The sequence below is a fragment of the Anthropogastromicrobium aceti genome (assembly GCF_020687335.1).
GTDB lineage: Bacteria > Bacillota > Clostridia > Lachnospirales > Lachnospiraceae > Anthropogastromicrobium > Anthropogastromicrobium aceti.
This window is the reverse complement of the sequence record NZ_JAJEQN010000013.1, coordinates 22,519-36,011: the sequence shown is the minus strand read 5'-3', so window position 1 is coordinate 36,011 and position 13,493 is coordinate 22,519. Positions and strand designations below refer to the sequence as shown.

At 41.5% G+C, this 13,493-nt stretch carries 15 protein-coding genes; 12 read left to right on the top strand and 3 right to left on the bottom strand.

Translation table 11 applies throughout. The features are described 5' to 3' along the window. Entirely contained in the window at positions 1–1,242 is a 1,242-nt protein-coding gene (glyA, locus tag LKD48_RS06770) for a serine hydroxymethyltransferase (protein ID WP_227100466.1), read from the top strand. Between the two features lie 24 nt (positions 1,243–1,266). Next, entirely contained in the window at positions 1,267–1,701 is a 435-nt protein-coding gene (locus LKD48_RS06765; protein ID WP_118612824.1) for a dUTP diphosphatase, read from the top strand. Positions 1,702–1,904: 203 nt separating this feature from the next. On the opposite strand, the gene LKD48_RS06760 is transcribed toward LKD48_RS06765, so the two are convergent. The 3 genes from LKD48_RS06760 to LKD48_RS06750 all read right to left on the bottom strand — a co-directional run bounded on the left by LKD48_RS06760 (position 1,905) and on the right by LKD48_RS06750 (position 4,197). Next, a complete protein-coding gene (locus LKD48_RS06760) occupies positions 1,905–2,525 on the bottom strand; it encodes a hypothetical protein (RefSeq protein ID WP_066561874.1) in 621 nt (206 codons plus the stop codon). Positions 2,526–2,639: 114 nt separating this feature from the next. After that, positions 2,640–3,452 (bottom strand): diaminopimelate epimerase, encoded by an 813-nt coding sequence (dapF, locus tag LKD48_RS06755; protein WP_066561872.1) that lies wholly within the window; start codon positions 3,450–3,452, stop codon positions 2,640–2,642. 253 nt (positions 3,453–3,705) lie between these two features. Next, on the bottom strand, positions 3,706–4,197 hold the full coding sequence (locus LKD48_RS06750; protein WP_066561870.1) for a TetR/AcrR family transcriptional regulator: 492 nt from the start codon (positions 4,195–4,197) through the stop codon (positions 3,706–3,708). 307 nt (positions 4,198–4,504) lie between these two features. Between LKD48_RS06750 and LKD48_RS06745 the strand changes: the two genes are divergently transcribed. The 10 genes from LKD48_RS06745 (at position 4,505) to ispG (ending at position 13,475) form a co-directional block, all read left to right on the top strand. After that, positions 4,505–5,455 carry an alpha/beta hydrolase gene (locus LKD48_RS06745; protein ID WP_308731562.1) on the top strand — a complete coding sequence of 317 codons (951 nt, stop codon included), beginning with the start codon at positions 4,505–4,507 and terminating at the stop codon, positions 5,453–5,455. A gap of 77 nt (positions 5,456–5,532) precedes the next feature. Beyond that, on the top strand, positions 5,533–5,661 hold the full coding sequence (locus tag LKD48_RS06740; protein WP_308731561.1) for a hypothetical protein: 129 nt from the start codon (positions 5,533–5,535) through the stop codon (positions 5,659–5,661). Between the two features lie 143 nt (positions 5,662–5,804). Continuing rightward, positions 5,805–6,752, top strand: a complete 948-nt coding sequence (locus tag LKD48_RS06735; protein ID WP_082868646.1) for an alpha/beta hydrolase — start codon at positions 5,805–5,807, stop codon at positions 6,750–6,752. Between the two features lie 329 nt (positions 6,753–7,081). Next, the gene (gene pyrH, locus LKD48_RS06730; protein ID WP_066561863.1) at positions 7,082–7,786 is read left to right on the top strand and encodes a UMP kinase; all 705 of its coding nucleotides are present in this window, start codon (positions 7,082–7,084) and stop codon (positions 7,784–7,786) included. A gap of 43 nt (positions 7,787–7,829) precedes the next feature. Beyond that, complete coding sequence (frr, locus tag LKD48_RS06725; protein WP_118612821.1) at positions 7,830–8,384, top strand: ribosome recycling factor; 555 nt, start codon at positions 7,830–7,832, stop codon at positions 8,382–8,384. Between the two features lie 85 nt (positions 8,385–8,469). Then, complete coding sequence (locus LKD48_RS06720) at positions 8,470–9,189, top strand: undecaprenyl pyrophosphate synthase (RefSeq protein ID WP_308731560.1); 720 nt, start codon at positions 8,470–8,472, stop codon at positions 9,187–9,189. 41 nt (positions 9,190–9,230) lie between these two features. Then, positions 9,231–10,040: a phosphatidate cytidylyltransferase gene (locus tag LKD48_RS06715; protein WP_308731559.1), complete on the top strand. Its 810-nt coding sequence runs from the start codon at positions 9,231–9,233 to the stop codon at positions 10,038–10,040. A gap of 37 nt (positions 10,041–10,077) precedes the next feature. Beyond that, entirely contained in the window at positions 10,078–11,238 is a 1,161-nt protein-coding gene (locus LKD48_RS06710; protein WP_227100470.1) for a 1-deoxy-D-xylulose-5-phosphate reductoisomerase, read from the top strand. Positions 11,239–11,282: 44 nt separating this feature from the next. After that, a complete protein-coding gene (locus LKD48_RS06705; protein WP_118612817.1) occupies positions 11,283–12,374 on the top strand; it encodes a M50 family metallopeptidase in 1,092 nt (363 codons plus the stop codon). Positions 12,375–12,401: 27 nt separating this feature from the next. Continuing rightward, positions 12,402–13,475 (top strand): flavodoxin-dependent (E)-4-hydroxy-3-methylbut-2-enyl-diphosphate synthase, encoded by a 1,074-nt coding sequence (ispG, locus tag LKD48_RS06700; protein ID WP_308731558.1) that lies wholly within the window; start codon positions 12,402–12,404, stop codon positions 13,473–13,475. Positions 13,476–13,493 lie beyond the last annotated feature (18 nt).

Below are 13,493 nucleotides of genomic sequence, written 5' to 3'. Positions count from 1 at the left end.
ATGTTAGGATTTGAGGAAGTAGAAAAGTATGACCCTGAATTGGCACAGGCAATGTCGGATGAACTAACAAGACAGCGTACCCATATTGAGCTGATTGCCTCTGAAAATCTTGTAAGCAAGGCCGTTATGGCAGCAATGGGCAGCGTTCTGACAAACAAATATGCAGAGGGTTATCCGGGAAAACGCTATTATGGTGGATGCGAATATGTTGACGTAGTAGAGGAGTTAGCAAGAGAGCGCGCAAAGAAACTTTTTGGTTGTGAGTATGTCAATGTGCAGCCGCACTCTGGAGCACAGGCAAATATGGCAGTCTTTTTTGCCGTATTAAATCCTGGTGATACCTTTATGGGTATGAGCCTCGACATGGGTGGTCATCTTACACATGGAAGCCCGGTAAACATGTCAGGAAAGTACTTTCACGCTGTTCCTTATGGAATTAATGCAGATGGCTTTATTGATTATGACGAAGTTCGCCGTATTGCACTTGAGTGCAAGCCAAAGATGATCGTAGCTGGTGCCTCTGCCTACGCAAGAAAGATCGACTTTAAGCGCTTCCGTGAGATCGCAGATGAAGTAGGCGCAGTTTTAATGGTTGATATGGCACATATCGCAGGTCTTGTCGCAGCTGGACTTCATGAAAGTCCAATTCCTTACGCACATGTAACTACTACAACCACTCATAAGACACTTCGCGGACCGCGAGGCGGCATGATCATGTGCAGCAACGAGGTTAACAAAAAGTACAATTTTAATAAGGCAATTTTCCCAGGTATTCAGGGCGGACCGCTTATGCATGTTATCGCAGGAAAGGCTGTTTGCTTTAAGGAAGCACTTGATCCGTCATTCAAGCTTTATGCACAGGGAATTATTGATAATGCGCAGGCACTTGCTTCTGGCCTTATGAATCGTGGCTTTGAGCTTGTATCAGGCGGAACAGATAATCATCTAATGCTCGTAAATCTGATAAATAAGGGTGTAACTGGAAAGCAGGCTGAAAAGATGCTTGATGCTGCCAACATTACATGCAATAAGAACACCGTACCGAATGACCCACAGTCTGCATTTACGACAAGTGGTATCCGTCTTGGAACAGCCGCTGTTACTACCAGAGGCTTTAATACAGCTGATATGGATGTTGTCGCACAGGCAATCTCTCTTGTTATCGACGATATGGAGAAAAACAAAGAAGAAGCAATGGCACTTGTTAAGAGCCTGACTGACAAATATCCGTTATACGAATAATTGTAATTTTAGTAATGAGGTATCATGGAAACATTAAAAATTCGCTATTTGAGTGACAAAATTGAAAAACTCCGTTTCATCGACGGAAAATCTGATTGGATTGATCTAAGAAGCGCAGAGGAAGTAAATATGAAGGCCGGAGAGGCTCGTCTTATTTCTCTTGGTATTGCAGTGCAGCTTCCAAAGGGCTACGAGGCACATGTTGTTCCAAGAAGCAGTACATTTAAGAATTTCGGTCTCATCCAGACAAATCATATGGGTGTGATTGATGAAAGCTACTGCGGTGATCATGACGAATGGAAAGTACCTGTGATGGCGGTACGCGATACATGTATTCACGTAAATGACAGAATTTGCCAGTTTCGTATTATGGCACATCAGCCAGCACTTCAATTTGAAGAAGTGGAGCATTTAGAAGGCTGCGACCGCGGAGGCTTTGGAACGACTGGGAAGCAGTAAGCAGTAATTTATCGTAATGAACGATTGTAATATTCGTGACATATTAGTAATATTACAATGGCAAGGGCAGCGGAGTGCAAAATGGCATTCCGCTGTTTTTTCATCACAAAGCTATTTGAGATTGATGAGCTATTGGCGCGCATTATTGTGCAGCTAAGAAAACAGCCAGATTCTCATCGAATCTTTTCAATTATAAGAGTATATTATGGCTCAAACGTAATCAACTGCTCTGCATATGGAAGTGTTTCAATCCAGTCACAGAAGGTATGCCACTCAGCTAGCTTATGATTCTTTCTTGCGCGATAAATGTTGATTAATGTCTCATAATTAAATGTGCAGGTGCGCATCTGGTTATAGCTGCTTGGAAGAAGCTGGATCATGTCATACCAGTCATCCTTTGATTTTGTCTCCTTAAAGCGAAGACGGATGTTTTCAAGCTCGGCAACAACTGTTTCCATAAATTTTTTTGTACCGTCTGTCATATGATCGCAGGAGAAGTCATCAATTGAGAATGGTTTGCTGTGGATTTTATGCATAGTACTTGTTGAGTTAGCAACAGTGGCTACCTTATAAGTATCATATTCCTTCCACCAGTAAAGTGGTGCAGTTACATCTACGCTGACAAAAACCATGCGCAGATATTTTCTATGATCAGAACCTGCTTTTGCAAGGCGCATTGCCAGATCAAGATCATTCGGTCCAAAAACAAAAGTGCCATCCGGCTCAGTATGGCTATCCATGCGGCCCCAGCTATTCATCGGATTTCGTGCTCCGCGAATGGCATTTTCAAAATTCATAACAGATGTATTTTTTAAAGTAAGCATTTGTGTCAATTCCTCCTGTACGATATTTTCACATCTGCCTTATCTTAACACATACAAAGCGCCTCTGCAACCTAATATTGCAGTTCACAGGACACTCATTCACAAAACAACACGTTACATATGCACTGTAACATCAAATACAAATTCCGCTGGGCCGCTTAAAAAAACGGCTTCTCCATTCCCATTCCAACTAATAGTTAGCGTCCCACCTGGCACCTCTGCCAAAACCTTATTTTCCAACCCCTTTTGCTGTATAGCACAAACCACCGCTGCACAGGCACCAGTTCCACAAGAGAGTGTTTCACCAGAACCACGTTCCCAAATGCGAAGACGAAGACGATCTTGTGAAACAACTTGAACAAACTCAACATTGCTGCGTTCCTTTAATCGTGAATGACACTCTAAAAACGGTCCCCATTTTTCAACTGGATACTCAGACGGCTGATTTGGCACAAAGTAAACAACATGAGGATTTCCGATTGAAACCGGTGTCAGCAAAAATGAATTGATTTCAATAGTTGGCAAAATAATAGGAATCCCCATATCTACAGAAACGAATCGAACATGATTCTCGTTTTCAATATCAAGATAGAGTGTTCGTATTCCTGCCATTGTTTCCACACAAATTACAGTTTTCTTTATTAGACTCCGTTCATACACATATTTTCCCAGACAGCGTATTCCATTTCCACACATAGCCCCCTCTGAGCCGTCTGCATTAAACATACGCATACGACAATCCGCGATATCGGATGGACAAATGAAAATCAAGCCATCAGAACCTATTCCGAAATGGCGATCACTAAGACGGATTGCCATCTGGCTCCAATTCATCTCATCAAATATTTCAGAGTCGCCTACGTCAAGCAAATTTGCAAAGATATAATCGTTTCCGGTTCCCTGCATTTTTGTAAGATTTAAATTCATCTGATTTCAACCCATTTTATGTAATTCATATCATTATATGCAGTACTACCCAGAAATTTAACAGATACCAAATTAATTAAATAATGGCAGGAGGAACGGATTGAAATGCAGGCATGGGTGGATTCGATTGACAGTTTGACAGCATGGTAGTAAAACATTATTCACTTGAATTATCAGTAACCGTAGAATTTCGGAAATTATAACAATCCCCTTTTCGTGTTAATTTACGGAAAGGGGATTGTTGCATAAGGGTTTAAGATTTAATGGACAAAATTTGCTCTGGTGTTTCCGAAAAATCATTATCAATCATCGCCCGGATGATACCATAAACCGAATAGGCAACCACATACAGAAGGTATTTTGCCATGCCAATATCTTCTGCTGGAACAATGACCTTTCTGAAAAGCTCCTCAATCAGATATACTTTATCGTGCTTTTTGATTGCCCGCACGAACTCTTTTTCCGCATAAAAGAACTGAATCAGTCTTTGCTTCAATACTTCTCCATCTTCTGGCGGCACAGGATTGATTTCACAATACTTTGCCCATTTCAAAATCAGGCAGTATATGATGATTTCATCTGTGGAATTGAAGTTGCGGTAATAGGCATTGCGTGACACTCCGGCTTTTTCACAAATCATGGTTACGGAGATATTCTGCTCATTTTGCAGCAATTCACAATAGGCAAAAGCAATGCTTTCTTTGGTAATGGCGTTGATTTCGTCGTTTCTTTTATTATATCCCATACACTTTGACTCCTTGATGTCACAATCAGCCTATGATTGTGACTTTATCTTTTCCTCGTTCTGCTGTATATTATATGGTGTAACAAATGTTGTGTCAATGGTGAATAAAGCAAGGAGAAAAAATCATGTCTATTATGACAAAGCGGTTGATTATTTTAGCTATACTAATTATTGTTGGTATTGTTCTCGGCAGATTAGCAGTACGAGGATTTATGAATCTCTTAATGGGTGGCACTATGTTTTGGGGTAACATCTTATGATGAAAGAAGAGAATAAAACAGAAAAGGCAAAGAAAGGTCGAAGGATTATGTGGACATTTATTTATATCGGTGTTTTTATTGCCGCAGCAGGAATAGGTGTGGCAAGCAAGTTTGTCCAGCCGTCCTGGACGAAAGATTTTACGGCAGAGTGGAACGAGTCTGTCGGCACAGTTTATAAGGACATTTCATACGGAGAAATGGATGCCAACAAATTCGACCTCTATGTTCCGGCGGACAATACGAAAGAAAGTTACGGGTTGGTGGTTTATCTCCACGCAGGCGGATTTACTGCCGGTGATAAATCCGGCGATGAACAAATCCTAAAATGGCTGTGTTCCAAAGGCTATGTCGCAGCAGGAATTAACTATACATTGCGTGACGAAGCACATACGGAAGCAAGCGTTTATTCCCAGTCAATCGAAATCAAAGAGAGTATGCCCGTAGTCATTGCAGAATCGGAAAAACTCGGCTATCATATCGATGAGATGTCCATCGGCGGTGGGTCGGCAGGTCATTGTCTTGCCATGCTTTATGCGTACAGAGATGCAGAACTTTCTCCTGTTCCTGTAAGAATGGTGTTCGGTGCTGTCGGTCCCTCCAGCTTCTATCCGGAGGACTGGGGTTGCTACGGCTTGGATAAGAATACGGAGGAAAGCAAGGAAGCTGCGGCAGGTCTGTTCAGTGTTATGGCAGGAAAAGAAATTATATCTGATATGTTCGGCACACCGGAATATGATGAAGCAAGCAAGGACATTTCTGCTCTTTTGTGGATTGACGAAAACACAGTTCCATCTGTTTTGGCATACGGAAAATATGACAAGGTGCAATCTTTTGAGGCATCCGTTCGTCTGGATCAGGCTTTGACGGAACATAATGTGCCGCACGAATATATTGTCTGCGAACATTCCGGACATGGCTTGCAGAATGATAACAAGGAATTTCTTCTGTATAATCAGAAAATGGAAGAATATCTTGACAAGTATATGCCAGTAAAATAATTGGAGAAATTACATAATAAACGAAATGGAAAAACGACAATCTTGTAAATATATCCGGCTCCGAAAAGGCTCTGTCGGTGTATGAAGAAAGTGATGCTTTTGCAAAGCTTGTTACCATTTCCGGGGCAGGACACATTTTCTTTAATGCAAAGCACAGAGAGCAGGCAATATCCGATATATTGGGCTTTCTCAAGCCGGACGAATGATAAGAGGGAATTATATGGATAAAAATAGAAAGAAACTATTCATCAACATCGGGATTACCGTTGCTGTAATTATCATAGCTGCTATACTCGGTGCGATTGTCGGGGAATTGCTTCTTGACAATCTGATATAAGGCGGTGGTGGTATGAAGAAAAGAACAAAAATATTACTGTGGTGCATACTGTTTGTTGTCGTATTCGTAATCAGTGCTTTAGTGAGGGTAAATATGCTCGGTTCTGCACCGATGAAACTTCTGCTGGTTCAATGGGATGATACCATCGGAACAGTTTACAGCGACCTGAACTACGAAAATGATTATGGACATAAATACGATTTGTATGTTCCTTCCAACATTGATAAAGGAAAAGCACAGCAGCTCATTCTCTATATCCACGGCGGCAGTTTTAATTCAGGAACCAAAGAGGACGGCGAGGTTTGGTGTAAATACTACGCTTCAAAGGGCTATATTACGGCTTCACTTGACTATTCTTTGCAAACTGTTCAAGAGGACGCAAGCCTTGTGAGAATGAACACGGAAATCAAAGAATGTGTAAATGCAATAAATGAAAAATGCATAGAACTCGGATACACCCTTGATGGTATGGCAACCTGTGGTGTTTCAGCCGGTGGAACGCTGGCGATGAATTATGCCTACACTTGTGCAGATTCATCTGCCATACCTGTAAAATTTGTGTTCCAGCTTGCCGCACCTGCTGATTTCGAACCCGACGATTGGAATATTCTGAAAAAGGTCGACAATCTTGATACTGATGCAGAATTTCTTTCTATGATGACAGGCGTGGATATTACAGAGAAAGCCATCCACAGCGGCGAATATAAGCAGTATGTAGATATGATTTCACCGGCAAGGCTTGTGAGTGAAAACTCTGTTCCTACTCTGATGGGATATGGACTGAAAGACCACCTTGTGCCGGGGAAATTGAAATACAAGCTGGTTTCCGCATTGGAGGAAAATGGCGTACAATACGATTATTTTGAGTTCCCGCACTGCAACCACGGAATGTATCGTGATCTCAATATATTGGAACAGTTTTTGAAACAATCTCTGGTATATTGCAAAACATATTTTTGAAACAATATTCTTGACATTAAAGCAAACAATAGTTAAGCCATGGACAATGCTGATTTTTGCATCATCCATGGCTTTCTCTTTAACAATAAATCAATTGGGCCCGTCGACAAAGTCATTCGTCGAAGCACCTTTCGGTAAAACTTCCGGGTTACACTGCTACACTTCTAATCGCTTTCATAAAACTTCCGGGTTGCATATTACTACAGTTCACCAGACGCCCATTCGCATATTTTAGTTGATTTTTAAAAGTCTGTATGGTAAGATACTGATATATGTATCTGGGTGAAACGATAACCAAAGATACAACCCACAGAAAGGACGAGACAAACATGGAAAAACAGCGCAGAGTTATGCTTAAGCTCAGCGGAGAAGCATTAGCTGGTGAAAAAAAGACTGGTTTTGATGAAGAAGTTGTAAAGGACGTTGCAAGACAGGTAAAACTGTCAGTTGACCAGGGCGTACAGGTTGCAATTGTAATTGGCGGCGGAAACTTCTGGAGAGGCCGTTCCAGCAACGCAATTGATCGACCAAAGGCAGACCAGATTGGTATGTTAGCAACTGTTATGAACTGTATCTATGTATCTGAAATCTTCCGTACCACAGGCATGAAGACTGAAATCTTCACACCATTTGCCTGCAGCACCTTTACAAAGCTGTTTTCTAAGGATGCAGCAAATGAAGCACTTGCACAGGGAAAGGTTGTTTTCTTTGCAGGCGGTACCGGACATCCATATTTTTCTACTGACACTGGTGTTGTACTGCGTGCTATTGAGATGGAGGCAGACGTTATTCTTCTTGCAAAGGCAATCGACGGTGTTTATGATAGTGATCCGGCAAAGAATCCAGATGCTGTCAAGTATGATACCGTAACTATTAAAGAGGTCGTAGATAAGCGCCTTGCTGTTATTGATATGACGGCATCTATCATGTGTATGGAAAACCATATGCCGCTTGCTGTATTTGGCTTAAACGAAGAAAATAGCATTGCAAATGCATTAAACGGCAAGATTACAGGAACTCATGTAACAGCCTGAAAATGTAAAAATTTAAAAATCATAAAACCGAAGGAGCGTAACTATGAAGGAAGTTATTAAAAAATGTGAAGAGAAGATGACAAAAACCTGCGAAAATCTGGATGGCGAGTTTTCCAATATCCGTGCAGGACGTGCAAATCCAAATCTGTTAAACAGAATTATGGTTGAATATTATGGAACTCCAACTCCTATGCAGCAGGTAGGAAATATTTCAGTTCCGGAGCCGAGAATCATCCAGATCAATCCGTGGGAGAAGAGTCTGTTAAAGGCTATCGAGAAAGCTATTCTGGCATCTGATCTTGGAATCACACCAACAAATGATGGTACAAGCATTCGCCTTGTATTCCCAGAGCTTACAGAGGAAAGACGTAAGGAATTAGTAAAGGACATTAAGAAGAAGGGTGAGGCTGCAAAGGTTGCTGTCCGCAATGTTCGCCGTGATGCAAACGATACCTTAAAGAAGATGGAAAAGTCAACTGACATTACTGAGGATGAGCGCAAGGAAGGCGAAGAGAAAATCCAGAAGATGACAGACAAATATGTTGCAAAGATAGACAAGAGTGTTGAGAATAAATCAAAGGAAATCATGACTGTCTAATAATAAGAAAGTTTCAGGGCAGGCGTTTTGCCTGTCCTGTTTTGTGTAACAAGATAGAATAAGATTATACCTGTGAGGTACTCATATGGATGAACAAAAAAAGATTCCGCGTCATGTCGCGATCATTATGGACGGAAACGGCAGATGGGCTGAGCGCAGAAAGCTTCCGCGAAAAATGGGTCATGCAGAAGGCTGTAAGGTACTAGAGCAAACTGTGCGCGATGCAGCTGATCTTGGTATTGGCTATTTGACTGTTTATGCGTTTTCCACTGAAAACTGGAAGCGCTCTGAGGAAGAGGTTTCGGCGCTTATGGTTCTTATGGGCTTTTACATTAAAAAGCTTTTAAAGGTAGCCGAAGAGGAGAATGTACGTGTTAAAATTATAGGAGAGCGAAGCCGCTTTGCACCAGATCTGGTGAAGGGTTTAAATAAGCTTGAGTATGAGACAAGAAATAATACACGCATGGTATTTGCCATTGCGATCAACTATGGTGCAAGAGACGAGATGCGCCGCGGAATGATTCGCATGGCAGAGGATGTGAAAGCAGGAAAGCTCGAGCCTACAGCTATTACGGAGCAGACAATTGGCTCTTATCTGGATACTGCAGATATGCCAGATCCAGATCTTTTAATTCGCACAAGCGGTGAGCTTCGTCTATCAAATTTCTTGCTCTGGCAGCTGGCTTACACAGAAATTTATGTGACAGATGTTTTGTGGCCTGATTTTAACAAGGAAGAGCTACAAAAGGCAGTAGATTCATTTGGAAAGCGTGAGCGCCGTTATGGAGGTCGTCTTACCAAATAAGATTTATATAACATTTTACTTACAGAAAGGCATAAAAATTTATGTTTATTACAAGAACAATCAGCGGAATTGTGCTGTTGGCAGTGACTATGTGTGCAATCATCGCCTCGGGCCCGCTTCTGTATTTATTTATGCTTCTGATCAGCCTGGTTGGCATGTATGAGCTGTACCGTGTTTTTCAGATGGAAAAAAAGATTTCTGCGCTTGTTGGTTATCTGACAGCAATCGGAATAGAATCTGTCATTCTGGCAGGAAAAAATGATCTTGTTGTTCTTATACTTGTCTTAGGATTTTTGGCAATGATGGTCTCATATGTGGCTACTTATCCAAAATTCACGGCAGAAGAGATTGCAAAAGCAACATTTGGAATGGTATATGTGGCATTGATGATGTCATTTATTTTCCAAACAAGAATAAGCAATGATGGTGCCTACACAGTATGGCTGATCTTTATCAGCGCATGGGGTTGTGATACATGTGCATATTTAGTTGGACGTGCGATTGGAAAACATAAAATGACACCTGTATTAAGTCCAAAAAAATCAATCGAGGGTGCAGTCGGCGGAATTATAGGAAGTGCATTAATTGGTGCGCTTTATGGAACAATTTTCAAGACAAGTCTGACTGAATTTTCAAATCCGGCTGTTTTTTGTGCTATTATTGGTGCATGCGGCGGCTTTATCTCTATGTTTGGAGATCTTTCCGCTTCTGCGATCAAACGCCAGTACCAGATTAAGGATTATGGAAATCTGATTCCGGGACACGGCGGAATCATGGATCGTTTTGACAGTATTATTTTTACAGCACCGTTAATCTACATTCTCGTAACGCTACTTCAGCGTATTGCGTAAGCGAAGAATAATTAACGAAGAAAGGCAGGTTTTTATAATGAAAAAAATTGCCATTTTAGGATCTACCGGTTCTATTGGAACACAAAGCTTAGAGGTTATTCGCAGCCAGCCAGATATGGAAGCAACTGTGTTAGCCGCCGGAAGTAATGTTGAACTGCTTGAAAAGCAGATTCGCGAATTTCATCCAAAGCTTGTATGTGTTTATAAAGAAGATGCGGCAAAACTATTAAAACAGGCTGTTGCCGACCTTGATGTAACGATTGTAAGCGGAATGGATGGTCTTATTGAGGCAGCTGCATTCCCGGAAACACAGATTGTTGTTACTGCAGTTGTCGGAATGATTGGAATACGTCCGACTATAGCAGCTATTAAGGCAGGCAAGGATATCGCACTTGCAAATAAGGAAACACTTGTCACTGCCGGTCATCTGATTATTCCAATGATCAAGCAGTATGGAGTGCGCCTGCTTCCAGTAGACAGTGAGCATTCTGCTATTTTCCAGTCACTTATGGGAAGCTCTCCAGAAGGATCAACTGGTCACAAGATTGATAAAATTCTTCTGACAGCATCTGGCGGACCGTTCCGTGGATGGACGAAAGAACAGATGAAAAATATTCGCCCTGAGGATGCATTAAAGCATCCTAACTGGGTAATGGGAAGAAAGATTACAATTGATTCTTCTACCATGGTAAATAAGGGATTAGAGGTCATGGAAGCAAAGTGGCTTTTTGGCGTTGAATATGATCAGGTTCAGGTTGTGATCCAGCCGCAGTCTGTTATCCATTCAATGGTACAGTTTGAGGATGGTGCTATTATTGCCCAGCTTGGCACACCTGATATGAAGCTTCCTATTCAGTTAGCACTGACATATCCAGACAGAAGATATCTTCCTGGAAAACGCCTCGATTTTGCAGAACTTGGAAGCATCAGCTTCTTTGCACCTGATTTTGAAAACTTCCCTGGACTGGCACTTGCTTATAAAGTTGGAAAAGAAGGTGGAAACAGACCAACAATATACAACGCAGCTAATGAGTTTGCTGTCAGCCGTTTTCTTGATCACAAATTGTCATATCCGGGCATTATTGAGGCAATTGAAGCCTCTCTTGATCATGTTGGCTTTGTTCAAAATCCGAATGTCGACAACATTTTAGAGACTGAGGCAGCTGTATACGAATTTTTACAGTCAGCGTTGGCATAGATTACAACAGGGTAAGAAACTAGTACGAAAAGAAAGAGGAAAGTATGAATCCATTCAGCATTATTGCACTTTTTTTAATTATCGGATTGGTTGTATTCATCCATGAATTTGGCCATTTCCTTCTTGCAAAAAAGAACGGGGTAGGGGTAATTGAGTTTTCAATTGGCATGGGACCGAGACTTTTGAGCACTGTTCATAAGGGAACACGATATTCTCTTAAATGGATACCTTTTGGCGGCTCCTGCCTGATGCTGGGGGATGACAATGGAATAGTTGATCCGGACGCAGAAGAAATTACAGACAAGGCGCATAGTCTTGCTGAGAAGAATGTCTGGGCACGTATTTCAATTATTGCAGCAGGACCAATCTTTAATTTTTTGCTTGCCTTTGTGCTTGCTGTTATTGTGATCGGTTTTGCCGGAAGCGACAAGCCATATGTGCAGGGAGTTATTGATAAGTATCCTGCACAGGAGGCAGGTCTTGAGAAAGGCGATTTAATCACCTCAGTGAATGGCTCACGTGTCCATTTGTTTCGTGAAATTCAGATCTATATGGCAATGAACCCTGGCAAATCACTTGACGTTACTTATGTAAGAGATAACCAGACTCATGAAACAACACTTGTTCCAAAGTATGACGAGGCAAATAATACGTATTACATGGGTATTTACTCTGGTGCTCGCTATGGATTAAAATGGTATGAGACACTCCAATATGGTCTTTACGAGGTGAAATATAACGTTGTTACGGTAATCAAAAGTCTTGGTATGATATTTACCGGAGACCTTCCGATGACGAGCTTTTCTGGTCCTGTTGGCATTGCGACTACAGTAAATGATATGGTTGAAGAGGTCAATACCTCTATGGCCGATGAATCGTTTTCAGACCGTGCGATGACGATGTTTTTAACGCTTGCAAATTTTGTTGTCATGATCAGTGCCAACTTAGGCGTCATGAATCTGCTTCCGATTCCGGCATTAGACGGCGGAAGATTACTGTTTTTACTAATTGAAGCAGTGCGTGGCAAGCCGGTGCCAAAAGAAAAAGAGGCAATCGTTCATATCGCAGGAATTATTTTCCTCTTCATTTTTATGATATTCATTTTGTTTAGCGATATTATAAAGATTTTCCAGTGAGGAATCATTTATATGTGAGGGGTAAAAATGGAACAAAATACAAAGCAAATTCGAGAACTTACAAAAGAAATACGAATAGGAGACCGTGTGATTGGCGGCAGTTATCCTATTTTGATTCAGTCTATGACAAATACAAAGACACAGGATGTTGATGCAACTGTTGAACAGATTCTTCGTCTTGAAGATGCTGGCTGCGAGATTGTTCGCTGTACAGTGCCTGATATGGAGGCGGCAAAGGCAATTGGTGAGATTAAAAAGCGTATTCATATTCCGTTAGTAGCCGATATTCATTTTGATTACAGGCTGGCAATTGCCGCTATGGAAAATGGTGCTGATAAGATTCGCATTAATCCTGGAAATATCGGAAGTGATGAGCGTGTGCGTGCTGTTGTCGAGAAGGCAAAGGAATATCATGTTCCTATCCGTGTCGGTGTTAATAGTGGTTCTCTTGAAAAAAAATATATTGAAAAATATAATGGCGTGACGGCAGAGGGTCTGGTAGAGAGTGCTCTTGAAAAGGTGGCAATGATTGAACAGTTTGGTTATGATCAGCTTGTCATCAGCATTAAATCATCGGATGTTATGATGTGCGTAAAAGCGCATGAATTAATTGCCGATAAAACACCTTACCCGCTTCATGTGGGCATCACGGAGGCTGGAACAATTATTTCAGGAAATATTAAGTCCTCTATTGGTCTAGCATTAATTTTAAATCAGGGAATTGGAAATACCATCCGCGTATCACTGACTGGTGACCCTGTTGAAGAGATTCGTTCAGCTAAGATCATTTTAAAGACACTTGGTATTCGAAAGGGTGGTGCAGAGATTGTATCCTGTCCAACCTGCGGACGTACACAGATTGATCTGATTCGTCTGGCAAATGAGGCAGAAACGCTTGTCAGCCGTTATCCATATGATATTAAGGTTGCTGTTATGGGCTGTGTTGTAAATGGTCCAGGTGAGGCAAAGGAAGCTGATCTTGGCATTGCAGGAGGTCTTGGCTGCGGTGTTATCATAAAAAAGGGTGAAATCATCCGAAAGCTTCCGGAAGAGGAGCTGCTTGCCGGATTAAAGGAAGAATTGGATAACTGGCAGGCATAATAATTCAGAAAGGAACTT

Coding starts and splice junctions, on each gene's coding strand:
- glyA (WP_227100466.1), top strand. CDS start 1: ATGTTAGGATTTGAGGAAGTAGAAAAGTATGACCCTGAATTGGCACAG.
- LKD48_RS06765 (WP_118612824.1), top strand. CDS start 1,267: ATGGAAACATTAAAAATTCGCTATTTGAGTGACAAAATTGAAAAACTC.
- LKD48_RS06760 (WP_066561874.1), bottom strand. CDS start 2,525: ATGCTTACTTTAAAAAATACATCTGTTATGAATTTTGAAAATGCCATT.
- dapF (WP_066561872.1), bottom strand. CDS start 3,452: ATGAATTTAAATCTTACAAAAATGCAGGGAACCGGAAACGATTATATC.
- LKD48_RS06750 (WP_066561870.1), bottom strand. CDS start 4,197: ATGGGATATAATAAAAGAAACGACGAAATCAACGCCATTACCAAAGAA.
- LKD48_RS06745 (WP_308731562.1), top strand. CDS start 4,505: ATGTGGACATTTATTTATATCGGTGTTTTTATTGCCGCAGCAGGAATA.
- LKD48_RS06735 (WP_082868646.1), top strand. CDS start 5,805: ATGAAGAAAAGAACAAAAATATTACTGTGGTGCATACTGTTTGTTGTC.
- pyrH (WP_066561863.1), top strand. CDS start 7,082: ATGGAAAAACAGCGCAGAGTTATGCTTAAGCTCAGCGGAGAAGCATTA.
- frr (WP_118612821.1), top strand. CDS start 7,830: ATGAAGGAAGTTATTAAAAAATGTGAAGAGAAGATGACAAAAACCTGC.
- LKD48_RS06720 (WP_308731560.1), top strand. CDS start 8,470: ATGGATGAACAAAAAAAGATTCCGCGTCATGTCGCGATCATTATGGAC.
- LKD48_RS06715 (WP_308731559.1), top strand. CDS start 9,231: ATGTTTATTACAAGAACAATCAGCGGAATTGTGCTGTTGGCAGTGACT.
- LKD48_RS06710 (WP_227100470.1), top strand. CDS start 10,078: ATGAAAAAAATTGCCATTTTAGGATCTACCGGTTCTATTGGAACACAA.
- LKD48_RS06705 (WP_118612817.1), top strand. CDS start 11,283: ATGAATCCATTCAGCATTATTGCACTTTTTTTAATTATCGGATTGGTT.
- ispG (WP_308731558.1), top strand. CDS start 12,402: ATGGAACAAAATACAAAGCAAATTCGAGAACTTACAAAAGAAATACGA.